The following is a 21,889-nucleotide window of genomic DNA, read 5'->3' on the forward strand; positions in this document are numbered from 1 at the left end:
TTATTACAACCTTTGCCCCATGGCGTTCACCTCGCCCGCGGCGGGGCGGCGCAAGCCGAAGACAAGATACATGATCCCGACCGCCAAAGGATAACACAGAATCGTCATGACCATCTGCGAAAGCTGCGCCGGTAGCCCTGCTTGTGGCACGGCAAACAGCACAAGCACCGCGCGGCGGGCGAAAACCAGCAGCACGATGCCGAAGGTGACCGTCATCCATTCAATCCAGAAAGGCGCCTCGCGCAGGCGGGCGGCGCGGCGGCGCAGCGCCTCGGTCAGGGCGATAACCAGCGCAACCTCCAGCCCCGGCGGGTTCTGGAACAGCAGGTCCGCCAGCAGGAACAGCACCGCAATCGTCCAAACCGGCGTATAATCGGGCCGCCGTGTCACCCAAACCAGCGTGATCAGCAGCAGCAAATCGGGCGGCACCACCGGCCCCGGCGGGATGGTGTTCAGCGGCAACAAACGCAGCAGAATAATCGCCAGCGCCAGCACCAAATAGGTCAGGCGGCCCTGCCAGCCGCGCAGGGCGCTGGGTTCAGCCATCGCTGTCGTCACCCGCAACGGCCGGCATTTGCCCGTCGTCTAGTGCCGGGGGGAAGGTCGGTTCCGGCCCGACCAGCAGGCCCCCGGGGTCGTTGATCGCCTCGGTGCGCGGGGCGCGCAGCACGCGCAAGAATTCAAGTCGTTCGTAATCGGCCGACAGGCGCACGCGCAACCGCCGGTCGGTGCCGAGGGCCACTTGCCCCACCAGCAGATCGGGCGGGAAAATGCCGCCGTCGCCCGAGGATACAACCCGATCGCCCGGCCGGATTTGATCTGCGTTTTCAATGAATTCCAGCACAGGATAGATGGTGTTGTCACCCGACAGGATCGCGCGCTGACCCGAGGGTTGGATCAGTACCGGGACTTTGCTGGAGCTATCGGTCAGCAGCAGGACGCGCGATGTATGGCTGCCGACACCCGAAATGCGCCCGACCAGACCGATGCCATCCATCGCGGGCCAGCCGTCGATAATACCGTCGCGTGCACCGACGTTAAGCAGCACCGACTGGCGGAACGGCGATCCGCTATCGGCCAGCACCTCACCCGTCAGATAGGTGAGGGTCGGGTCGATGCGGACATTGTTCAGGTCCAGTAGCTTGGCGTTTTCCTGCTCCAGTTGCAGGGCAGCCTCGCGCCAAGCCCGCATCTGCTGCAACTCCAGCCGTAGCTCTCGGTTCTGGTCGTAAATGCGACGGTAGCTTTGGAAGTCGGCGACCAGCTTGGCGGTGCCGGTCAGCGGTGCGGTCACCCACTGCACGCGCGGCACGATAGTGTCGATGACGGCGGTGCGCATCCGTTCGACCCGCGGGCTATCGATACGCCAGACCAGAAACAGCAGCACCATGACCAGCACTAGCGTGCCCACCACAAGGCGGCGCACCGGACGGACGTAGTCGTCCCCCGTTGCCTTGCCGCCCGAAGATTTATGGTCGCGTGCCAAATCCAGCCCTTACACCTGACGGCTGACGGGATCAGCTGTCGTAATCAATCACGTGACGCAGTTGCTTTTCGTATTCCAGCGCACGGCCCGTACCCAGTGCAACGCAGTTCAGCGATTCGTCTGCAACCGAAATGGCAAGGCCGGTCTGCTCGCGCAGGGCTTGGTCCAGATCGCCCAGCAGCGCGCCGCCGCCGGTCATCATCACGCCGCGATCGACAATGTCGGCGGCCAGATCGGGCGGGGTTGCTTCCAGCGCGGTGATCACGGCTTCGCAGATTTGGCTGACGGGTTCCGCCAGCGCTTCGGCGATCTGCGCTTGGGTGATTTCGGTTTCTTTCGGCACGCCGTTGATCAAGTCCCGGCCGCGGATCAGCATCGACTGGCCGCGGCCGTCGTCGGGCATGCGGGCGGTGCCGATGGTGGTCTTGATCCGCTCGGCAGTCGCTTCCCCGACCAGCAGGTTTTGCTGGCGGCGCAAATAGTTGATGATCGCCTCGTCCATACGGTCGCCGCCCACACGGACCGAGCGCGCGTAAACGATGTCGCCCAGCGACAGAACGGCCACCTCGGTGGTGCCACCGCCGATATCGACCACCATGCTGCCGGTGGGGTCGGTAATGGGCATGCCCGCACCGATGGCCGCGGCGATAGGTTCGACGATCAGACCAGCACGGCGGGCGCCTGCCGACAGAACCGACTGGCGGATCGCGCGTTTTTCAACGGGCGTCGCGCCGTGGGGCACGCAGACGATAATATTGGGTTTGGGCGCAAAGGGGGTGCGGCGGTGCACTTTGCGGATGAAATATTTGATCATTTCCTCCGCCGACGCGAAATCGGCGATAACCCCTTCGCGCATCGGGCGGATCGCCTCGATCGTGCCGGGGGTGCGGCCCAGCATCAGCTTGGCTTCCTCGCCGACGGCCAGCACCTTCTTGACGCCATCCTTGACGTGATAGGCCACGACGGACGGTTCCGACAACACGATGCCGCGGCCTTTGATGTAGACCAGCGTGTTTGCCGTACCAAGGTCGATCGCCATATCTGACGAGAACAAGCCCCCAAAAATTGCCATGTCGCGTTCTTCCCGCTGATCCTGTTTGCGCGTTGGCCAAAAGAAGACGGGCCCCGATTCGGGGTCGCTGGCGTCCCTCTGCCCAAACTCATTTTGGCCTTATAGGTCGTGATCTGCGGCTGTGAAAGGGCACGATAGGGGCAGCGCGCGCGCAACTGGCGGTGATTGGGCCGGATTACGCCGGAAATCCGCATTTCAACGCCTACGTTGACGGGCTTGTGTACAGAACATCGGCGATTGGTGCGCGGCTAGGGCGCGCTTGCACGGATCGCTTGCGAAAAACCGGCGCGCGGGTGGTCGGCCCCCAGACGTGCCGCTGCCCGCATATGTGCGTAATCGTCGCCCAACGCAATTCGCCCGATGTCGTGCAGAAAATCGGCCACATAGCCCGAGGCGAGGATCCGCCAGTCGAACCGCGCCGTCGGGTCGATCTGATGCACCAACTGGTAGATGATGGTCGTGCAGTTGCCAAAGATCGTGTGATAAAACGCGGGCGTCGTCTCTAGCTGGTTGCCAAGGTGGGTGAACGCCTCGAACAGGGCGCGCGCCTCGGCAGGGGTGGCGACGATGGGATAGAGCGAGACCTCCTCGCGCCGCGCGTTGGTGCGCAGGTAGATGATGTCGGCTTCGTCCGCCGCGATCAGAACCAGTTCGAATTGTTTGAACAGCCCCCCCAGCGAGGAAAAACTCTCGCCCGCCTCTTTGCGGATCTCGGCCGAAAAGGCGACGCGCTGGCCGTCGGAAAACCCAAAGCTCAGCAACGTGTGCGCGATGGCCTCGCTGCTCCAGACCGATGTGATCAGGTCGATGGATGTGATCTTGTCGAGGTCGTAGGTCCGGTCTTCCCAGCGGGGTGTAAAGTCGGTGATCGTTTGCCAGTCGAAGTCGCGCACGTTGTGCAACGTGACGATGGCGCCGGTCTGGGTGGCGGTCACGCCGCGGCTGACCTCGGGGGCCCAAACCTTGTCGTTGGATGGGGTGATCGACACCCACCATAGGGCAAAGACCCCGATGCTCGTGCCCAGCGCAATCCACCCCAGCCGGCGCTTGCGCAGCACGATGCAGGTGCAGGCCATCGCCGCTGCCACCGTGAAAGCCCCGATCTGCAGCCCGCCTGACAGTTGGAACCAGATGGTGCCGCCCGCCCAAATCGCCAGTGTGATCAGTACGGCGAAGAATACGCCCGTGCGCATCTTGTTACACACAGCAGGGCGCATCATTCGACCAGAACGTTGCCGATGCTTTGCAGCGTCGAGCCGATCCCCTCGACCACGAAAGCGCCCGCTTGCCGCAGCGAATACAGCGGGTTTTCGGCATAGCTGGTGGCGCCGCTACTGATCAGCCCGACATAGCGGCTGTGCGCGGTGCTGTCGGATGGCACATCGGTGATGTCGACAATGCGCACGCCGGCGTCGGCTGCGATTTTCTGCACCTCGGGGTCGTAAACATCGACCAGCCCCAGCCGCGAATGGCCGCCCGATACACGCTGCGAGAACCGCAATATGCCGTCGTCGGACGAGGCGAGGATTGTAATCGGCTCGTGCATGGGGCCGATGACGCCGATCTGTTCGCGGAACAAATCTACATCCACGTCGGGCGCGGCCAGAATGACCTGCAGGCGGTCGAGGATGTTTTGCCGCCCCATCAGCTTCAGCTGCATCAACGCCTCGAGGGTGAGGCGCGCGCCCATGCTATGGGCAAGGATGGCGACTTTCTTGCTGGCGCCGGGGCGCTCGGCCAGTTGGATGATCAGGTTCACCAGCGCGGTGCGCGATTGGTCGGTCGCATCGCGATCGGCCAGATAGCCGCCAAGGCTGCCGGCGGACGGCCACGAAAACAGCACCGGCGTGCCTTCCATGTGCACATCGGCGCGCATCTGCGCCATGCGGTACACGGCCTCTTGGAAGCTGGTGTTGTAGCCATGCACATAAAGGCCAACCGCTTCGCTATTGGCGATATCATGCGTGAGAGCGGCGCTGTTCAGAATGTGGTGCGATGTGGTGATGAAGTCGGTCGCGGGATTGGGTTGGCGCACGGGCCATTCGATGTGCCCCGCCGTGTGGTTTGGCGGGATCGACACCTCGTACGAGAGGAACTGCGCGGCGGGCATGCGGTCGGCGCCAAAGGCATAGGGGTGCCCGTCCAATGGTGCGCGGTTGGTGACGGCGTAGACCTTGACCGTTGTGGCGTTTGCGGGGGTTTCGATGGCCAAGGGCTGCAAAACTTGCGGCCCCGGGCGCGAGGAGCATGCGGCCAGCGTCATCAACAGACCAACCGTCAGGCATTTCATCGCGTTAGATGTCATTTTCGCAACCCCGGCCACGCATGGCGCATCACAACTGTCGCGCCGTTGTTAGCGACGGTGCACGTGAAAATCTAGCGTAATGCTGCAGATTTGGTTTGTCGGGGATGTTCGCACCGGCCCAGCCAACTTGCTGGGAATATTGGAGGCGAGTACCGGAATCGAACCGGTCTCCACGGATTTGCAATCCGCTGCATAGCCAGCCTGCCCACTCGCCTTTTTGGGTGCTACGGCGCGGATTTACGGGCAAACGGGCGGATGCGCAAGGGGAAGATCGCAGGGAACTGCCTGCTCTTGGGTCACTTTGGTCGGGGCGGGGGTGCAGCCGCGCTATGGCGGGCGCGGCTGCAGGTTTTAAGGGGGCGGGCGTTACTGACCCGGCAAGATCCAATGTCGCGCACGTTCGCGCCTTCGATCATACCTGCCTCGGTCTTGCTGCCGTTCGTCAGGTCGAGGCTGTAGAAGGTGCCGTCGACGACCAGCCATGCGGAATTGACGCCCTCGCTATCGGTCGCGATGTCAAAGCCGACCTCGGTCGGAGTCATGCCGATGCTGCCGATCTGGTTCAAGATGCCGTCGTTTGGCGGGTCCTGCAGCACCAGCCAGCCCGCTGCGCCATTAATGTCGAACGGCTGGGTGTCGGCTGTGCCAGGGACCGAATTGGTGTAGGTCCCCGCGATGATGTTGGGCGTCGTGCCGTCGGCATAGACGTGGCGTCCGTCGGCAGTCACCTCGCCGGTTTCGACGTTCACGCGCAGGCGGTCTCCGTGGTTTTTCTCGTGATCTTTGCGGGACTAATCAATGCAAACATGGTCGCCTCCTTCTTTGTTTTGCTGTGCCGCGATGCGGCGTCTCATGCGTCCCGCGCGGGAGGGACGAAAGACCGCGCAGGGGCACGTGTGGGCGTCGTATGGTGGAATGCGGCGCTGGGCGCGCACCCCCCCCCCGATGTTGCCCCCTCGGGCGGGGCTACACAGGAAGATACGGGGCGCGGCGCGATAAAGTTTCACTGCGCGCGAAAAAAAACATTCGTGCGTCGCCCTGAAGACTGGCCAAACCGGGGGGCAGATGTCGAGGAGGTCGCCGCCAGTCAGAACGGGGCCGGTGGTTGATCCGCCCGGCGGTTCGAGGCTGATTGCCATGTGGGCGGCGCTGGTCATCAGGTCGCGCGCGGCGCAGGCACAGTCGGTCGATGGCGTGGTGACGGGCAATCGCGGTCAGCCACGACATCGGGCATTGACCCATCAGAGCAAAGCGGTCGGCCTTTAGACAGATTTTAACATAGACTTCCTGCAAGGCTTCCTCGGCATCGGATCTGTTCTTTAAGACACGCAGGCAGGTTCCGAAAAGTTTCGCCGATGTTGCCGCATACAAGTTATTGAAGGCACCGCGATCATGCAGGGCGACTTTCACAATCAAAGCCGTGAAGTCGTCCTGCGTGTACGGGCGTAGCATGCGACCTCTGCATTCGTTGGTCGCAGCATGCGTCGGCGCGCTACGTCATACAAGCACTGCTTAGTGCCGGTCGATCGCGCGTCCATCCGCGTCGAACCACAGCGCGCGCTGCATATCGAGGCTGACCCAGACATCGACAGCATCATGCGCGATGGCCTGCCGCGGGCTGACCGCGATCAGTTTGCCAAGATCGGTGTCGATATGCAGGATGACCTCGGCCCCCGACATTTCGGATAGCACGATGCGGCCTGCGACTGCGTAGCCATCGGGCTGTGCTGCGTGGACGGACAGCATTTCCGGGCGCAGCCCTGCGGTTGCACCGCGCACAAACGCCTCGGGTAGTTTTGCGGCAGGAACGAAGTTTATCCCCGGCGCGCCGAGGAACGCGGCCACGAACATGTTGGCGGGGGTGTCGTAGATCTCGTCCGGCGTGGCGAACTGTTGCAAGTGGCCGCCTTGCATCACCGCGATGCGGTCGGCCAGCGACAGCGCCTCGGTCTGGTCGTGGGTGACATAGATGATCGTGGCGCCAAGCTGGCGGTGCAGTTGCTTGATCTCGGTCCGCATGGCGACGCGCAGTGCGTTGTCGAGGTTCGACAGCGGCTCGTCCATCAGAAAGACCGAGGTGTCGCGCGCCATCGCGCGGCCCATCGCCACGCGCTGGCGTTGTCCCCCCGACAGCGCGCCGGGTTTGCGATCCAGATAGGGCGTCAGTTGCAAAATCTCGGCGACTTCGGCGGCTTTCGCGTTGCGCGCGGCCTTGGGCATTTTGCGCAGTTCCAGCCCGAAAGCGATATTTTCGCGCACCGTCATATGCGGATAAAGCGCGTAGTTCTGGAAGATCATGGCGATGTCGCGATCTTGCGGTGCTTTGTCGTTCACGCGCGTGCCGTTGATAATGATGTCGCCCTCGGCCGTGTTTTCCAGCCCTGCGATCAGGCGCAGCATCGTCGATTTACCACAGCCGGAAGGCCCGACGATCACCACGAATTCGCCCGCCTGAATATCAAGCGAGACGCCGTGCAGGATTTGCGGGCCGTTGGGGTAGGATTTGCGGATGTCGCGCAAGGTGATGCCGGTCATGGGCGGTTCTTTCGAATGGCGATGGCAAGCGAGGGGCGGTCGGTCGTAAAGACCTTGAGCCCCAGATCGAGCGCTTTGGTGATTTGGGTGGGGGTGTGGGCGGCCCACGCGCCGATGGCGAGGCCCGCGTCTTGGGTGCGGGCTGCGATGTCGGCGGTAACGGCATCAATGTGTAGGCCGATTTCGGGCAGCCCGTGGTCTTTGGCCACCTTCAGCAGCGCGGGCAGGCCAAGCTGTTCCAGAACCGGCGTGCTGACCAGCCACAGGCGCGGCTGGCTGCTGGCCGCGCCGATTTCATCCAGACTTTCCAGCAAGAAGGACGAAAACGTCGTCGTGGCCAAGCGCCCCTGCGCGGTCAGCATAGCGACGACGCGGGGGACAAAATCGGGGTAGGGACGCGCGTCGACCCCCGGTTTGATTTCGCAGCGAAAGGCGACGGGGCTGTTCTGGAAAATCGCGCAAAGCTGTTCCAGCGTGATCGGCCCCGTGCCGTGGCCATAGCTGATGCGGGCGGCCTGCACGTCGGCCAGCGTCATCTGTGCGATGGCGCCAGTGCGGTCGGTTGTGCGGTCCAGCGTGGCGTCGTGATGCACGATGATCGCGCCGTCGCGTGTCGGGTGCAGGTCGAATTCGACCTCGTCCAGCGGCATTTGCGCGGTGGCGGTGAAACCTGCGTGCGTGCTGTCGCCGAATTCCAGCGTGCCGCCGCGGTGCGAGGCGATGCGGGTCATGTTCAGTCCTTTTGGTGTCATTTGACGGCGCCCATGGTGATGCCGCGCACGAAGTGGCGCTCGACAAGCAGGAAGCCGATCAGAACGGGAAGTAGTGTGATGGTGGATGCGGCCATGATGAGGGGCCAGTCCAGAAACCCCTCGCCGGGGTTGGTCTGATAGAGGCGCGCAAGCCCGACCTGCAGGGTATACATGTCGCGTTTGCCGGTCGCGATCAGCGGCCAGATATAGTTGTTCCATTCGCTGATGAAGATGAACAAGCCCATCGACAACACGGCAGGCCGCGCAACGGGAACAATGACGCGCCAGAAGACCTGCATGTGGCTAGCACCATCCATATAGGCGGCCTCGTCCAGCGCACGGGGGATGCCGCGGATGTATTGGCGCAGGAAAAACGCGGCAAAGCCATTGGCCATGGCGGGCAGGATCAGCCCCGCATAGCTGTCCAGCAGCCCCACCTTGGCCAGCGACAGGTAGTTCGGAATGAGGCTGATATGGCTGGGGATCATCAGCGTTGTCACTACCGCGCCAAACAGCAGATTGTTACCGCGAAAGGTGAATCGCGCAAAGGCAAACGCCGCGATCGTGGCGATGAACAGCCCGCCGACGGTCACGACGCCAGACACGATCAGGCTATTCAGCAAATAGCGTGCAAAGCCGAAATCGCCGATGGCCTTGGTGTAGTTGTTAAACGTGAATTCCAGCCCGTGGGTGTAGTAGGCGTTTGCTGTCTGGAACGAGATCCAGATCGAATAGAGCACCGGCGACAGGAAGATGACGCCGCCCAGCAAGGCCAGCGTAGTCAAGATACGATCACGATTCATAGTGCACCTTGCGCCCGATGACATACGATTTGACGAAGGCCAGAACGACCAGCAGCACAAACAAGATCACGGCCAGCGCCGATCCTTGCCCGATGTCGAACAGCGAAAAACCGATCTTATAAAGCTCGACCACCAGCATGTTTGTGGCCCCAGCCGGGCCGCCGTGGGTCATCACATCGACAATGGTAAATATCTGAAAGGCCTCGATCACCGAGATAACCAGCAGGAAGTAGGTGGTCGGCATGACCAACGGCACGGTGATGCGGCGGAACACATGGGCCTTGCGCCCGCCATCTACTGCGGCAGCGTCGTAAAGTTCGACCGGAATGGCCTGCAGGCCCGCGATATAGATGATAATGTCGTAGCCCAGCTGTTTCCATGTGTTCACGATAATGATGACCCACAGCGCCAGCATCGGGTCTTGCAGCCAGCTGGGGCGGGGCAACCCGAGTGCACCTAGCACTCCGTTCACCAGACCGAAGTCGGTCGAGAACACCCATGAAAAGACCACCGCAATCGACACGGTCGAGGTGACATACGGCAGAAACAGCGCCCCGCGCAGAATGCGGCTGGCCATGGTTTCGCGCAGCAGAAAGCTGGCAATTGCCAGCGCCAGCCCCAGTCGCAACGGCACCGAGATGACCACGAACAACGTTGTCACCCACAGCGCCTGCCAGAACGAATGCGAGGCGAACAGCCGCTGGTAGTTTTCAAACCCCACCCAAGGCCGGTCGGGCGACAGGAAGTCCCACGCGCGGAAGCTGAGGTCGAGGCTGGTGAGAATGGGGATGTAGGTGAACAACGCGATGAACAACATCAGCGGTGCTACCATCAGGTAGGGGGGTAGCTTTCGAAGCATGAAACGATCCGGAAAAAGCCGCGCCGGGCCACCCGTGACGGGGGCCCGGCGCCATGCTTTGGGGTTTAGCGCGACAGACGGTCGGCTTGCTCGCGGGTGCGGGCGGCAAAGTCGGTCATCGCCTCGGTGACGTCGCGCTGGCCCAAGGCCATCGCTTGCCAGATGTCGTATTCGCTTGTGCGCATCCAGGTGACGACCGGCGGGCGGGCGCGGCCGTAGGCGTAGTCCAGTTGCTTGATGGCGACATCAATCCCCGGCTGGCTGGCCATGGCTTGCTGGGCGACAGGCTCGTCCGCGGTCAGGCGGTTGATGGGCATGTAGCCGGTGCTGGCAAACCACAGCGCATTCGACTGCGGGTTGGCGGCGAAGCTGATGAATTTATACGCCGCGTCTTTCACGTCCTGCGGGGCGCTATCCAGAATACCAATGCCGGCCCCGCCGATCGGCACCGCGCAGCCGTCGTTGCAGGGCATCGGCAGAACAACCAGATTGTCGCCCAGCGCACGGTAATTGTCGCCGAAATTGCCGGTCGATTGGAATGTCATGCCGATTTTGCCGGCCACAAACGCATCGTCGCCCGATTGTTCGGATGTGACGGTGTCCAGCGGGGCGACCTTCAGGTCGTTCACAAGGCCGGCCATCCACTGATACGCCGCGATGGTGGCGGGGCTATCCAGCAGAACCTCGTGGGTGGTGCGGTCGATCATCTCGCTGCCATTGCCCATGACAAGGCCCCAGCGGGTAAACTGGCCTGGGGCAGCGGCGCCCCAAATGCCCTCGGCGCCAAGGCTGTCCTGAATTTGCACGGCAGCGGCTTGCAATTCGTCGAACGTGGTCAGGGGCGGCATGTCCGCAAAGCCCGCGCGGGCGAAAATATCGCGGTTGGCATAAACCACCGGCGTCGAGGAGTTGAACGGCACGATATACGTCTTGCCGTTATAGACCCCGATTTCCTGTGCGAAGGGGTAGAGGTCATCCTTCAGAGGGTCGGCATCGATATAGGGCGACAGATCGGTCAGAACGCCACGCTCGGCGAACAGGCCATAGCGCGTCACTTCCATCACCACGGCATCAGGCGCGCGCCCAGCGGGGATGGCGGCTTGCAGCTGGGTGACGATTTCTTCGTAGTTCCCGACGCGCTGCGCCTCGATTTTGATGTCGGGGTTTTCGGCTTCGAAGGCGGCGATGATTTCGTTCAGGGCTTCGCCAGATTTTCCGTTAAAGCTGTGCCAGAATTCGACGGTGACATCGGCATGTGCGACGGCGGTCGTCATCATCAGCGCGGCTGCTCCGGCCAGAGCGGCCTTGTAGGCGTGGGCTTGCATTATGCGTTCCTATGCAACGTGGTTCACGGGGCCGCTACGCCCGTTGCACGACGGATTTCTGATCCTTCGATGAAGGTTAGATGAAACACATGCTTTGGAATGAGAAATATTGCGTCGCTGACGCGGGGTTCAGAATACAGCCAATCACCCCGCCTGATGGCGAGCGCGTGAACCCAGATTTTTTCTGAAACATATGCTGCAAGCCATACGGCGTGCGTGGTGCCCCCAGAGAGACTCGAACTCCCGACCCTCTGATTACAAATCAGACGCTCTACCAGCTGAGCTATAGGGGCGCAGCGCCCCTTTAGCGGGGCGCGGTGGGGGATGCAAGAGCGTCGGGGCTTTACTCTTGTCGCGGAACGCTATTCCTTATCAAAAGGTAAGCAGTCCATCAGGGTCCAGTATATGCAGATCGCTTTTTTCGCGGGTTTGAACGCAACCGATGACGAAAAGGTGCTGCGGTCGCTGATGCGCAACGACGAAGGGCTGGCCAAACACGGTATTCGTGCGCCCGCGATGCGTCACTATCGTCGTTCGCTACGCGAAATCGTCGAATCGCGGCTGTCGGGGCAGGATGTAACCACCCTCGGTTATCTGGTGACGAACCAGTTTGCCAAAGAAACGCCCAATCTGCAGCGAATCGCGCTGTCGAATCCCGCTTTTCTGGCGGCCCCGCGCCATATGTTTGCCGACGGCATTGCGTTGCCCGAGGCGGGGGCGCGCTTGCAAGTGTTGCAGGCCATCTTTCCCGATGACGAAATCGAGGTCTTTGTCGCGCTGCGCAACCCCGCTTCGTTCGTCAACACCATGATGCAGGCGCTGGGCGATACCGATGTGCGCGGTTACCTGGGCGGTTACGACATTATGGGCCTGCGGTGGTCGCAGGTGCTGCGGCGGTTGAAGGATTCAGTGCCCAGCATCAAGCTGACAGTCTGGGCGAACGAGGATTCGGCGCTGGTCTGGGGCACGATCATCCGTGCGATTCTGGGTATCGCCGATAATGACCCTATTTTCGGCGATTTCGACCTGCTGTCCGATCTGTTGTTGCCGGAAGGGCAGGGGTTGCTGCGTCAGCGCCTGCGGCAGGATGTGCCGGTCGGTCATGCCGCGCGTGTCGCGCTGGCCGCCGATTTGCTGCCCCAATACGAGGACCCCACCCTGACGTGGGATTCGATCGACCTGACAGGGTGGAGCGAGCGCGCCGTCGAAGGTATGACCCTGACCTACGAGGAAGATCTCGACGTGATCGCCGAGATGGAGGACATCACGTTCATTCGCCCTTAATCGGCAGGCGCGATGGTGATGTCTTGGATCACCGCGCCTGTTTCGCGCTCGAATACCAGCGCGCGCCCCGATTGCGTCACGACCAAATACCAGCCTTCGGCCATCGTCAGGCTGAGGGCGGTTTCGCCCGTTGGCAGCACGATTTCGGGGGGCAGCAGGGCAGGGGCGCGGCCCAGACGGGTGACAAGCACCGCGATCAGCACTAGGAAGCCCAGAATCATCACGACCAACAACGTGGTCACCAACCTGCGCAGCCAGCGTAGCTGCGGGGGAAAGGTGTCGTTGCTGTCAGGGGAATCGGCCATGGATCACCAACTGCTGTCATTTCACATTGCGGACGATCCGCCGTCGCGTCTTGATAAAGCGCTGGCGCGCGACGTGCCAGAGGAAGCCGCGCTTTCACGTTCTCGCCTTGCAAAATTGCTGGACGAAGGGGCCGTGCGCATTAATGGCGTGGTCGCGCGCGACGCCAAAGCGCGCGTTGCCGCTGGCGCGTTGGTCGAGGTGACGGTCGGGGTCGCCGATGAAAGCCACATCCGCGGCCAAGACATTCCCCTGAACGTCGTGTTCGAGGATGACGATCTAATCGTGATCGACAAGCCTGCCGGCATGGTCGTCCACCCCGCCCCCGGCACGCCCGATGGCACGGTGGTAAACGCGCTGATCCATTATTGCGGCGATCGCTTGTCAGGCGTTGGGGGCATGAAGCGCCCCGGTATCGTGCACCGGATCGACAAGGATACCTCGGGGCTGTTGGTGGCGGCCAAGACTGACCGCGCCCACCACGGTCTTGCGGCGCTGTTCGAGGCCCACGACATCGAGCGCCATTATCTGGCCCTGACCCATGGCGTACCCAGCGCCGCCGACCCGCGTTTGCGGGGGCTGCGCGGGGTGAATTTTGAAAGCGGGGCGATCTTGAAGATCCAAACGCGTCTCGACCGCCACCGCATCGATCGGCAAAAACAAGCCGTCGTGCAAGAGGGCGGGCGTCATGCCGTGACCCGCGTGCGCGTGGTAGAAAGTTTTAACGGCGCGGCCGCCTTGGTGGATTGTTGGCTGGAAACCGGTCGCACCCACCAGATTCGTGTCCACATGGCATATGCGGGCCATGGGTTGCTGGGCGATCAGACCTATGGCGGGCGGAAAAAGCTGTCAACAAAGCAACTTGCACCGCAGGCTGTTGAAGCTGCCGAAAACTTCCCCCGGCAGGCGCTGCATGCCGCAACGCTGGGCTTTGTGCACCCCGTCACCGGCGAGGAGATGCGCTTCGAATCCCCGCTGCCCGACGACATGCTTACACTTGTTAACCTTTTGCGCGGTTAATTCACAAAATCCCATCTGTGTGATATATGTGAAACCTGCTATACATCGCATACGGACCGCGATCTGATCAGACGCAGATCGCCGGTAAAGCTGACGTGAACTGGGAAGGCGGGCCTTGAAACCGCGCGGTTTCAGCCCATATCGGATGTTAAACTCTTATACATAAGAAGGGGGACATATGTCGACATATACCAACCTTCCGGCACCTTCGCCCGAGCAAGGCTTGTCGCGTTATCTGCAGGAAATCCGCAAGTTCCCGATGCTGGAGCCTGAGGAAGAATACATGCTGGCCCGTCGCTATGCTGAACATGGCGATTCGGATGCCGCGCATAAAATGGTGACCAGCCACCTGCGGCTGGCCGCAAAGATTGCAATGGGTTACCGCGGTTACGGCTTGCCGCAGGCCGAGGTGATCTCGGAAGCGAACGTCGGTCTGATGCAGGCCGTCAAGCGGTTCGACCCTGAAAAGGGCTTCCGTCTGGCGACCTATGCCATGTGGTGGATCCGCGCGGCGATTCAGGAATATATCCTGCGGTCGTGGTCGCTGGTGAAGCTGGGGACAACCTCGGCGCAGAAGAAGCTGTTCTTCAACCTGCGCAAGGCTAAATCCCGCATCGGCGCGCTGGAGGAAGGCGATCTGCGCCCCGAACACGTTCAGCGAATCGCCCATGATCTGGGTGTGGCCGAGGAAGAAGTCGTCAATATGAACCGCCGTCTTTCGGGGGGCGATGCCTCGCTGAATGCGATGGTGGGGGGCGACGACGATTCCTCGACGCAATGGCAAGACTGGCTGGAAGACGAAGATTCCGACCAAGCTGCCGATTTCGAGGCCCGTGACGAACTGGATGCCCGCCGCAGCCTGTTGGAAGAGGCTATGCTTGATTTGAACGAGCGCGAGCGTGACGTGTTGGTGCAGCGCCGTCTGCAAGATCAGGTCGTCACCCTCGAGGAGCTGTCCGAGAAATACGGGGTCAGCCGCGAGCGTATCCGCCAGATCGAAGTGCGTGCCTTCGAGAAACTGCAAAAGCGCATGACCGAGCTTGCCCGTGAAAAGGGCATGCTGGAAGTGGCTTAAACCATTAGGGCGCCCCGCGGGGCGCCCTTTTTACATGCGGCGCAGGCGTAGCAAATCGGCGCGGTGATCGCGCCCCTTGTGCAAAATTAGGTCGGCCCGTTGGCGCGTCGGCAGAATGTTTTGCTTCAGGTTGGGCGCGTTGATGTCGTCCCAAATTTGATGGGCCAGGGCGACTGCTTCGGCGTCCGAAAGGCCTGCGAACTTGCTGAAATAGCTGGTGGGGTCGGTAAATGCGGTGTCGCGCAGCGTCAGGAACCGCTCGACATACCACGCCAGCAGATCGTCGTCGTCGGCATCGACGAAAATTGAAAAGTCGATGAAATCCGACACGAACGGCGCCACCAGCCCGGGCTGCAGGATGTTGATGCCTTCGATAATCAGAATGTCGGGGCGTTTGATTTCGACCCGCTGGCCCGGCACGATGTCATAGGTCAGGTGCGAATAGACGGGCGCTGTCACGACGGGCTTGCCGGATTTCACATCCAGCACGAAATCCAGCAGCAATTGGCGGCGGTAAGATTCCGGAAAACCCTTGCGGTTCAGCATGTTGCGGGCCTCCAGTTGCGCGTTGGGGCGCAAGAATCCGTCGGTGGTAATCAGCTGCACGTTCGGTCGGCTAGGCCAGTTTTCGATCAACCGGTGTAGAATGCGCGCGATGGTCGATTTGCCCGCCGCCACCGAACCCGCGATACCCACGATGAAAGGGGCAGGGCCATCGGTGCCCGGCAGAAAACCCGATACATTGCCGCGCAGTGCCGTGCGGGCGTCCACCTGCGCTGCGATGATGCGGCTGATCAAAGCGTGGACGCTGGCAACTTCCGCCTGATCCAAGTCGTCCCCTAGCGAGACGAGTTCTTTCAGTTTCGGCCAGTCTGCCAGCACGGCGGGGTCCTGCTGCAGGTTCAACTGCGCGAGGATGATGTCGATATAGGGGCTCATGACCATCCGTACTTGGGCGCGCCGCTAAAAAAATGGCCCGCATATTGCGGGCCATCTTATGCCTTAATCTTCCATGGCCTCAAGCTCGTCGATGAAGCCTTCGATCATCGAAAGGCCCTTGTCCCAGAATTTGGGGTCAGTCGCATCCAGACCAAAGGGTCTGAGCAGTTCCGAGTGGTGCTTCGACCCGCCCGCCGACAGCATGTCGAAGTACTTCTGTTGGAAGTTGGGGTCGCCCTCGGTGTAAACCGCATACAGCGCGTTCACCAACCCGTCGCCGAAGGCATAGGCGTAAACGTAGAACGGCGAATGGATGAAGTGCGAGATATAGGTCCAGAAGGTCTCGTACCCGTCGGCGAATTCAAAGGCATCGCCAAGGCTTTCGGCCTGCACCGACATCCACAAGATCGAAATGTCGTCCGGCGTCAGTTCGCCATCGGCGCGGGCGGCGTGCAGTTTGCATTCGAAATCATAAAAGGCGATCTGGCGGACCACCGTGTTGATCATATCTTCGACCTTGCTGGCCAGCAGCGCCTTGCGGGCGGCCTTGTCGGTCGTTTGGTCAAGGATCTTGCGGAATGTCAGCATCTCGCCAAAGACCGAAGCGGTCTCGGCCAGTGTCAACGGGGTGGACGACAGCAGCTCGCCCTGACCGGCAGCAAGGCGCTGGTGGACGCCGTGGCCCAACTCGTGCGCAAGGGTCATCACGTCGCGCGTTTTGCCCAGATAGTTCACCAGCACATAGGGGTGGACGGTGGTGACGGTCGGGTGCGCAAATGCGCCTTGGGCCTTGCCAGGCTTGACCGCGGCATCAATCCAGCCATCGGTAAAGAACGGCGCGGCCAGTTCCGCCATGCGCGGGTCGAAATCGCCATAGGCGCCCAGCACGGTTTCGCGCGCTTCTTCCCACGAAATCGGGCGCTGGGTATCGCGCGGCAGCGGGGCGTTGCGGTCCCAGACTTGCAGCGTATCAAGGCCCATCCACTTGGCCTTCAGCCGGTAATAGCGGTGCGACAGGCGCGGGTAGGCGGCGACCACCGCATCGCGCAGCGCCTCGACGACCTCAGGCTCGACATGGTTGGCCAAGTGGCGCGAGGTTTGCGGGGTGGGGAAGCCGCGCCAGCGGTCCTCGACCTCTTTTTCCTTGGCCAGCGTATTGTGGATGCGCGCGAACGTTTTCAGGTTTGCGCGGAACACCTTGGCCAGCGCGTGGTGCGCGGCCTCGCGCGTGGCGCGGTTGGTGTCGGTCAGCAGGTTCAGCGTCGCTTCGACGTTCAGATCCTCGCCGTTTACATCAAAAGATAGGCCGGCCATCGTTTCGTCGAACAGCCGGTTCCACGCCGAGGCGCCGACGACCGATTGATCGTGCAGGAACTTTTCCAGCTCGTCCGAAAGCTGGTAGGGGCGCATGGCGCGCATACGGTCGAAGATCGGGCGGTAACGGGCCAGATCGGCGTTTTCGGCCAACAGCTTGTCCAGATGCGCATCGTCCAGCCGGTTGAATTCCAGGCCCCAGAACACCAGCGCGGTGGTATCGTTGGTGATCTCGTCCTGCATGTCCGACAGGAACTTGGCCCGTTCGGAATCGGTGGTCATTTGGTAATAGCGCAGGCCCGCGAAGGACATCACGCGCCCAGCGATGACGTCGATTTCCTCGTAGCGCTGCACGGCTTTCAGCATACCCTCTGCGGACAGGTCGGCCAGCTTGCCCTCGTAATCGGCCTGAAAGCTGGTGCATTCGCCTGCCAGCCAGTCCAGATCGGCGATCAGTTCGGGGCTATCTTCGCCGGTGTACAGGTCGTCAAGGTTCCATTCGGGCAGCGGCCCGAGCGAGTTGCCGCCAATCGCATTGGCATCGAAAACGGGGGTCTTGGAACGGATCGTCATCGCATAAGCCTTTGTTGTTCAGGCCACAGATAGGGCGCGGGGGCCCGCAATGAAACCCCGCGCCACTGCCATCAGGCAAACAGGGTCGAGAGTTTCATCGCGAGGCCCATGTCGCCATCGACCTTCAGCTTGCCTGTCATAAAGGCGGTGACGGGGTTGGTTTGGCCGTCCAGCAGGGCCTTCAGCACGTCCTCGCTGGCGGACAAGGTGACATCGGCGGGCGCATCGCCCATCGTCACGCCATCTTTGCTGGCGACGACCGACCCGCGGCCGTCAATCGTTAGTTTGACCGATCCCGGCAGTTCTTGCCCCGCGATTTTTTCCTTCAGCAGGGCGGCCACTTTGTCGAGAAATTCGCTCATATCCCATCCGTCACATTCATCGCCGCATGATTTGAACGCGCCCCCACTGGCGCGACCGGCGAATTGCTTTACACTAGGCACTATGCGGAAGGTGTCGGAAATAGCAAAACAGATTCTCGTGGCGGCAGCTTTCATGGCTGCGGCGCCTGCGGCCTACGCGCAAGATGCGAGTACGGGCGCAGTTACGGAAGATGCTGAAAGCATGGAAAGCCTGCTGGCGCGCCTCAGCACCGCCGAAGACCCCGAGGCTGCCACCATCGCCAGCGACATCCGCGCGCGCTGGGCCGATTCTGGTTCGGCGACGCTGGATTTGCTGATGCGCCGCGCACAAGCCGCGTTGGATGCCGGCGAAAACGATCTGGCGGTTTGGCACCTTTCGACCGTGATCGACTATGACCCCGATTTCATGCTGGCCTACACGCGGCGCGCGCAGGCATTTTTGCGGTCGGGGCAGGCGGGGCAGGCGGCTGCCGACTTGGGCTATGTGCTGCAGCATATGCCCGAAAATTTTGATGCCCTGCGCCTGCTGGGCCTTACATTCGACATAATCGGTGATACCGAAGCCGCGCGTGTGGCCCTGCGCCGCGCGCTGGATGTGTACCCGGCCATGACCAACGCCCGCGAGGCGCTGGAGCGGCTGGAGCCTACGCTGGACGGCACTGCGATTTGACGACCGCCCCATTGGGGCCAAGGGGGAAACATGCCAACGCCATCGCGCGTGACCGCCGTTCTTGGCCCGACCAATACCGGAAAAACCCATTACGCCATTGAGCGGATGCTGGGCTATCGCACCGGCATCATCGGCCTGCCGCTGCGCCTGCTTGCGCGCGAGGTGTACGACCGTATCGTTGCGGCGCGCGGACCTTCGGTCGTCGCGCTGGTCACGGGCGAGGAGCGGATCATCCCCGACCGCGTCCAATACTGGGTCTGCACGGTCGAGGCGATGCCGGACGGGATGGGCTGCGATTTTCTGGCGATCGACGAAATCCAGCTGTGCGCCGACCCCGAACGGGGGCATATTTTCACCGATCGCCTGCTGCACGCGCGCGGCCTGCACGAGACACTGTTTCTGGGGTCGGAAACGATGCGTCCCGCGATTGCCGCACTGGTGCCCGGCGCGCAATTCGTGCGGCGCGAGCGGTTCTCCAAGCTGACCTATACCGGCGCGCAAAAGATCGCCCGTATGCCCGAGCGTGCTGCAATCGTCGCGTTCTCGACGGACGAGGTTTATGCGATCGCCGAATACATCCGCCGCACGCGGGGAGGGGCGGCCGTGGTGATGGGCGCGCTGTCGCCCCGCACGCGCAACGCGCAGGTCGCCATGTTCCAAAGTGGCGAGGTTGATTATCTGGTCGCCACCGACGCCATCGGCATGGGGCTGAACCTTGACATCAGCCACGTTGCTTTTTCGGCGCTACGCAAGTTCGATGGCCAGCGCATGCGCAACCTGCATGCCGACGAATTGGCGCAGATTGCAGGCCGCGCGGGGCGGCACCTCAGCCCCGGCACATTCGGCGTAACCGGCGATGTGACCGAGATGGACGAGGAGGACGTCGCCGCCATCGAGGCCCACATGTTCCGCCCCGTCAGCCGCCTGCAGTGGCGCAATGCGCGGCTGCAGTTCGGCAGTGTCAAACGGCTGATCCAGACGCTGGAAGAAAAAACGACCAACCCGTGGCTGGGCCGCGTACGCGAAAGCGACGATCTGGCCGCGCTGAAGGCGATGGCGGGTCATGTCGAGGTGATGGCACGTGCGACCGACGGCAAATCCGTGCAGCTTTTGTGGGACGTGTGCCGAATCCCCGATTTCCGCGGCATCGGGCGGGGCGAACATGCTGCAATGTTGGCCACTATTTTCAACTTCCTGCACCAACACGGCGCGGTTCCTGCCGAATATCTGTCGCAGCAGGTGCAACGCCTTGACCGCACCGACGGGAACATCGACACTCTTGCCAAACGTTTGGCCCATATTCGCACTTGGACCTATGTAAGTCAGCGGAAAGGCTGGGTGCGGGAAGAATCCCATTGGCGCGACGAAACCCGCGCGATAGAAGATCGTCTGTCGGATGCATTGCATAGTGCACTGACGCAAAGATTTGTGGACCGGCGGACCAGTGTCCTCGCCCGCCGGCTCAAGCAGAAGGAGGTCCTCGTGGCCGAAGTGAGCGACAAGGGTGAAGTAACAGTCGAAGGCGAATTCGTCGGCCGTCTGGAAGGCTTCCGTTTCCGTGCCGACAAGGCTGCCACCCCCGACGAGGCGAAGACCCTGCGTCAAGCGACCGCTGTCGCGCTGGCACCGCAGTTCCATCTGCGGGCGGACCGTTTTTATAACGCCCCCGATACCGAGATCGATTTTACCGAACAGGGTGGTTTGATGTGGGGCGAGCATGCCGTTGGCAAGCTGGTCGCAGGTTCCGAACCGCTTCGTCCGCAAGTGGTTGTTTTCGTTGATGAAGAAGCTGGAAGCGATGTCGCCCAAAAGGTGCAGCGCCGTCTGCAGCATTTCATCGACCGTAAAGTCGCCGCCACGATGGAGCCGCTGCTGGCCCTGACCCGCGACGAGGCCCTGACAGGTCTGGCGCGCGGTTTCGCCTATCGCATGGGCGAAAACTTCGGGATCATTCCGCGCGGCGAAGTTGCCGACGAGGTGAAGGCCCTTGATCAGGAAGCCCGTTCGGCCTTGCGCAAGCACGGGATTCGTTTCGGCCAGATGACGGTGTTCCAGCCGCTGCTGCTGAAACCAGCCCCGACGCGCTTGCGTCTGGTGCTGTGGTCGCTGTTCAAAGGCCTGAGCGAGTTCCCCGATGCGCCTCCGCCCGGTCTGGTGACCGTGCCCGCCATCGACGGCGCGCCGACCGGATACTACGCCATGGCCGGCTATCGTGCTGCAGGCCCGCGCGCGATTCGTATCGATATGCTGGAGCGTCTGGCCGATATGCTGCGCGATAAAGACAGCAAGGGTGGCTTTGAGGCCACAGCCGACATGCTGTCGATCACCGGCCTGTCGCTGGAGCAGTTCGCCGCGCTGATGGAAGGTATTGGTTATCGCGCCGAAAAAGCCGAGCGACCGAAAGTGCGTCCTGTTAAGGCGGCTGAGGCTTCGTCCGAAGCGCCGATCGCGGATGCAACGGAAGTTGTTGCCGATGTCGCTGCCGAGCCTGTGGTAGAGGCCACGGCTGAAATCACGCCCGAAGCGCCCGCCGAAGTTGAAGTGTTCTACACCTTTACGTGGGATTCGCGCCCCGCGCGTCGCGATCGTGCCGAAGGTCAGCGTCGCCGTGGCGGCAACCCCGCCGCTGCCCGCACCGACGCACGGGCCGATCAACCCGCACGCGACGGTAAGCCCGCAGGCGATCGTCCGCGCCGCGAAAATCGCGGTGAAGGCAAAGAAGGCGGTCGTCCGCCGCGTGGCAAGGGTAAGCCCCAGCGCGACAAGCAAGCTCCGCGCCAAACCTCGTTCGAGGCGCAGCCTGCCCGCGCGGCCAAGGTCGACCCCGACAACCCGTTCGCGATGGCTTTGGCAGGTTTCAAGCCCAAGTGACTCTGGCGCGGCAGACCATCCGCATCGACAAATGGCTATGGCACGCACGCTTTTGCAAAAGTCGTGCCATAGCCCAAACCCTCGTGACCGAGGGACGCTTGCGCATCAACGGCCAGCCCACCGATAAACCCGCACGGGCGGTGGGCGCGGCTGATGTGCTGACCTTTATGCAAGGCGGGCGTGTGCGCGTGGTGCGCGTGTTGGACATCGGCACGCGGCGCGGCCCTGCCGAAGAAGCCCGACTGCTGTACGAGGACCTGAGCGAGGGCAACCCCGCCGGTGACACCGCAACAGGGCAGCTGGTCGAGTAAACTTGCCGTTCTTGCCTGCGGTGCGACAGG

At 62.0% G+C, this 21,889-nt stretch carries 22 protein-coding genes and 2 tRNA genes; 6 read left to right on the forward strand and 18 right to left on the reverse strand.

Annotation, left to right across the window (positions count from 1 at the left end; genetic code table 11):
- Nucleotides 1-3 precede the first annotated feature (3 nt).
- From BVG79_RS02940 to BVG79_RS03005, 14 genes are all read right to left on the reverse strand, one after another.
- Nucleotides 4-546, reverse strand: a complete 543-nt coding sequence (locus BVG79_RS02940; RefSeq protein WP_085785567.1) for a hypothetical protein — start codon at nucleotides 544-546, stop codon at nucleotides 4-6.
- Complete coding sequence (gene mreC, locus BVG79_RS02945; protein ID WP_085785568.1) at nucleotides 539-1,486, reverse strand: rod shape-determining protein MreC; 948 nt, start codon at nucleotides 1,484-1,486, stop codon at nucleotides 539-541. Before mreC ends, BVG79_RS02940 begins: the two co-directional genes overlap by 8 nt.
- A 31-nt stretch (nucleotides 1,487-1,517) precedes the next feature.
- A complete protein-coding gene (locus BVG79_RS02950) occupies nucleotides 1,518-2,558 on the reverse strand; it encodes a rod shape-determining protein (RefSeq protein ID WP_085785569.1) in 1,041 nt (346 codons plus the stop codon).
- A gap of 248 nt (nucleotides 2,559-2,806) precedes the next feature.
- Entirely contained in the window at nucleotides 2,807-3,778 is a 972-nt protein-coding gene (locus BVG79_RS02955) for an Lnb N-terminal periplasmic domain-containing protein (protein ID WP_085785570.1), read from the reverse strand.
- Complete coding sequence (locus tag BVG79_RS02960) at nucleotides 3,775-4,863, reverse strand: alpha/beta hydrolase (RefSeq protein ID WP_085785571.1); 1,089 nt, start codon at nucleotides 4,861-4,863, stop codon at nucleotides 3,775-3,777. Before BVG79_RS02960 ends, BVG79_RS02955 begins: the two co-directional genes overlap by 4 nt.
- A 140-nt stretch (nucleotides 4,864-5,003) precedes the next feature.
- Nucleotides 5,004-5,077 (reverse strand) — tRNA-Cys (locus BVG79_RS02965).
- 82 nt (nucleotides 5,078-5,159) lie between these two features.
- Nucleotides 5,160-5,618, reverse strand: a complete 459-nt coding sequence (locus tag BVG79_RS02970; RefSeq protein ID WP_085785572.1) for a DUF4394 domain-containing protein — start codon at nucleotides 5,616-5,618, stop codon at nucleotides 5,160-5,162.
- 211 nt (nucleotides 5,619-5,829) lie between these two features.
- A complete protein-coding gene (locus BVG79_RS02975; protein WP_085785573.1) occupies nucleotides 5,830-6,315 on the reverse strand; it encodes a sigma factor in 486 nt (161 codons plus the stop codon).
- Between the two features lie 60 nt (nucleotides 6,316-6,375).
- Nucleotides 6,376-7,398: an ABC transporter ATP-binding protein gene (locus tag BVG79_RS02980; RefSeq protein WP_085785574.1), complete on the reverse strand. Its 1,023-nt coding sequence runs from the start codon at nucleotides 7,396-7,398 to the stop codon at nucleotides 6,376-6,378.
- A complete protein-coding gene (locus BVG79_RS02985) occupies nucleotides 7,395-8,129 on the reverse strand; it encodes a glycerophosphodiester phosphodiesterase family protein (protein ID WP_085787210.1) in 735 nt (244 codons plus the stop codon). The genes BVG79_RS02980 and BVG79_RS02985 overlap by 4 nt, the downstream gene beginning before the upstream one ends.
- 17 nt (nucleotides 8,130-8,146) lie before the next feature.
- Entirely contained in the window at nucleotides 8,147-8,953 is an 807-nt protein-coding gene (locus BVG79_RS02990) for a carbohydrate ABC transporter permease (RefSeq protein WP_085785575.1), read from the reverse strand.
- Nucleotides 8,943-9,812, reverse strand: a complete 870-nt coding sequence (locus tag BVG79_RS02995) for a carbohydrate ABC transporter permease (protein WP_085785576.1) — start codon at nucleotides 9,810-9,812, stop codon at nucleotides 8,943-8,945. The genes BVG79_RS02990 and BVG79_RS02995 overlap by 11 nt, the downstream gene beginning before the upstream one ends.
- Nucleotides 9,813-9,877: 65 nt before the next feature.
- The gene (locus BVG79_RS03000; protein WP_085785577.1) at nucleotides 9,878-11,137 is read right to left on the reverse strand and encodes an ABC transporter substrate-binding protein; all 1,260 of its coding nucleotides are present in this window, start codon (nucleotides 11,135-11,137) and stop codon (nucleotides 9,878-9,880) included.
- 217 nt (nucleotides 11,138-11,354) lie between these two features.
- Nucleotides 11,355-11,430, reverse strand: a tRNA-Thr gene (locus BVG79_RS03005).
- 112 nt (nucleotides 11,431-11,542) lie between these two features.
- Here BVG79_RS03005 and BVG79_RS03010 point away from each other — a divergent pair.
- A complete protein-coding gene (locus BVG79_RS03010; RefSeq protein WP_085785578.1) occupies nucleotides 11,543-12,421 on the forward strand; it encodes a hypothetical protein in 879 nt (292 codons plus the stop codon).
- Here BVG79_RS03010 and BVG79_RS03015 read toward each other — a convergent pair.
- On the reverse strand, nucleotides 12,418-12,726 hold the full coding sequence (locus tag BVG79_RS03015) for a DUF6476 family protein (RefSeq protein WP_085785579.1): 309 nt from the start codon (nucleotides 12,724-12,726) through the stop codon (nucleotides 12,418-12,420). The genes BVG79_RS03010 and BVG79_RS03015 overlap by 4 nt on opposite strands.
- On the opposite strand from BVG79_RS03015, the gene BVG79_RS03020 reads away from it, so the two are divergent.
- Together BVG79_RS03020 and rpoH are read left to right on the forward strand one after the other, a co-directional pair.
- Nucleotides 12,725-13,744 (forward strand): RluA family pseudouridine synthase, encoded by a 1,020-nt coding sequence (locus BVG79_RS03020; protein ID WP_085785580.1) that lies wholly within the window; start codon nucleotides 12,725-12,727, stop codon nucleotides 13,742-13,744. The two genes, BVG79_RS03015 and BVG79_RS03020, sit on opposite strands and share 2 nt — an antisense overlap.
- A gap of 178 nt (nucleotides 13,745-13,922) precedes the next feature.
- Nucleotides 13,923-14,819: an RNA polymerase sigma factor RpoH gene (gene rpoH / locus BVG79_RS03025; protein WP_085785581.1), complete on the forward strand. Its 897-nt coding sequence runs from the start codon at nucleotides 13,923-13,925 to the stop codon at nucleotides 14,817-14,819.
- 30 nt (nucleotides 14,820-14,849) lie between these two features.
- Here the strand turns inward: rpoH and coaA are convergent, their stop codons facing one another.
- The 3 genes from coaA to BVG79_RS03040 form a co-directional block, all read right to left on the reverse strand.
- On the reverse strand, nucleotides 14,850-15,758 hold the full coding sequence (coaA, locus tag BVG79_RS03030; RefSeq protein WP_236951400.1) for a type I pantothenate kinase: 909 nt from the start codon (nucleotides 15,756-15,758) through the stop codon (nucleotides 14,850-14,852).
- A 63-nt stretch (nucleotides 15,759-15,821) separates the two neighbouring features.
- Nucleotides 15,822-17,645 (reverse strand): M3 family oligoendopeptidase, encoded by a 1,824-nt coding sequence (locus tag BVG79_RS03035; protein WP_085785583.1) that lies wholly within the window; start codon nucleotides 17,643-17,645, stop codon nucleotides 15,822-15,824.
- 71 nt (nucleotides 17,646-17,716) lie between these two features.
- Nucleotides 17,717-18,007: an SCP2 sterol-binding domain-containing protein gene (locus tag BVG79_RS03040; protein WP_085785584.1), complete on the reverse strand. Its 291-nt coding sequence runs from the start codon at nucleotides 18,005-18,007 to the stop codon at nucleotides 17,717-17,719.
- 133 nt (nucleotides 18,008-18,140) lie between these two features.
- Here BVG79_RS03040 and BVG79_RS03045 point away from each other — a divergent pair, with 133 nt between their 5' ends.
- The 3 genes from BVG79_RS03045 to BVG79_RS03055 are packed head-to-tail and all read left to right on the forward strand — an operon-like array spanning nucleotide 18,141 to nucleotide 21,859.
- On the forward strand, nucleotides 18,141-18,677 hold the full coding sequence (locus BVG79_RS03045; RefSeq protein WP_236951401.1) for a tetratricopeptide repeat protein: 537 nt from the start codon (nucleotides 18,141-18,143) through the stop codon (nucleotides 18,675-18,677).
- Nucleotides 18,678-18,707: 30 nt separating this feature from the next.
- Entirely contained in the window at nucleotides 18,708-21,548 is a 2,841-nt protein-coding gene (locus BVG79_RS03050; protein WP_085785586.1) for a helicase-related protein, read from the forward strand.
- Complete coding sequence (locus BVG79_RS03055; protein WP_085785587.1) at nucleotides 21,545-21,859, forward strand: RNA-binding S4 domain-containing protein; 315 nt, start codon at nucleotides 21,545-21,547, stop codon at nucleotides 21,857-21,859. Before BVG79_RS03050 ends, BVG79_RS03055 begins: the two co-directional genes overlap by 4 nt.
- Nucleotides 21,860-21,889 lie beyond the last annotated feature (30 nt).

The organism is Ketogulonicigenium robustum, assembly GCF_002117445.1.
Taxonomy (GTDB): Bacteria; Pseudomonadota; Alphaproteobacteria; order Rhodobacterales; family Rhodobacteraceae; genus Ketogulonicigenium; species Ketogulonicigenium robustum.

Bases quoted from the DNA above. Each gene is read 5' to 3' on its own strand.
- BVG79_RS02980 (WP_085785574.1), bottom strand. From the start codon at position 7,398: ATGACCGGCATCACCTTGCGCGACATCCGCAAATCCTACCCCAACGGC.
- BVG79_RS02955 (WP_085785570.1), bottom strand. From the start codon at position 3,778: ATGATGCGCCCTGCTGTGTGTAACAAGATGCGCACGGGCGTATTCTTC.
- BVG79_RS03035 (WP_085785583.1), bottom strand. From the start codon at position 17,645: ATGACGATCCGTTCCAAGACCCCCGTTTTCGATGCCAATGCGATTGGC.
- BVG79_RS03040 (WP_085785584.1), bottom strand. From the start codon at position 18,007: ATGAGCGAATTTCTCGACAAAGTGGCCGCCCTGCTGAAGGAAAAAATC.
- BVG79_RS03015 (WP_085785579.1), bottom strand. From the start codon at position 12,726: ATGGCCGATTCCCCTGACAGCAACGACACCTTTCCCCCGCAGCTACGC.
- BVG79_RS03000 (WP_085785577.1), bottom strand. From the start codon at position 11,137: ATGCAAGCCCACGCCTACAAGGCCGCTCTGGCCGGAGCAGCCGCGCTG.
- BVG79_RS02975 (WP_085785573.1), bottom strand. From the start codon at position 6,315: ATGCTACGCCCGTACACGCAGGACGACTTCACGGCTTTGATTGTGAAA.
- BVG79_RS02990 (WP_085785575.1), bottom strand. From the start codon at position 8,953: ATGAATCGTGATCGTATCTTGACTACGCTGGCCTTGCTGGGCGGCGTC.
- coaA (WP_236951400.1), bottom strand. From the start codon at position 15,758: ATGAGCCCCTATATCGACATCATCCTCGCGCAGTTGAACCTGCAGCAG.
- BVG79_RS03020 (WP_085785580.1), top strand. From the start codon at position 12,725: ATGGATCACCAACTGCTGTCATTTCACATTGCGGACGATCCGCCGTCG.
- rpoH (WP_085785581.1), top strand. From the start codon at position 13,923: ATGTCGACATATACCAACCTTCCGGCACCTTCGCCCGAGCAAGGCTTG.
- BVG79_RS02960 (WP_085785571.1), bottom strand. From the start codon at position 4,863: ATGACATCTAACGCGATGAAATGCCTGACGGTTGGTCTGTTGATGACG.
- BVG79_RS03050 (WP_085785586.1), top strand. From the start codon at position 18,708: ATGCCAACGCCATCGCGCGTGACCGCCGTTCTTGGCCCGACCAATACC.
- BVG79_RS03045 (WP_236951401.1), top strand. From the start codon at position 18,141: ATGGCTGCGGCGCCTGCGGCCTACGCGCAAGATGCGAGTACGGGCGCA.
- BVG79_RS02985 (WP_085787210.1), bottom strand. From the start codon at position 8,129: ATGACCCGCATCGCCTCGCACCGCGGCGGCACGCTGGAATTCGGCGAC.
- BVG79_RS02940 (WP_085785567.1), bottom strand. From the start codon at position 546: ATGGCTGAACCCAGCGCCCTGCGCGGCTGGCAGGGCCGCCTGACCTAT.
- BVG79_RS02995 (WP_085785576.1), bottom strand. From the start codon at position 9,812: ATGCTTCGAAAGCTACCCCCCTACCTGATGGTAGCACCGCTGATGTTG.
- BVG79_RS03010 (WP_085785578.1), top strand. From the start codon at position 11,543: ATGCAGATCGCTTTTTTCGCGGGTTTGAACGCAACCGATGACGAAAAG.
- BVG79_RS02950 (WP_085785569.1), bottom strand. From the start codon at position 2,558: ATGGCAATTTTTGGGGGCTTGTTCTCGTCAGATATGGCGATCGACCTT.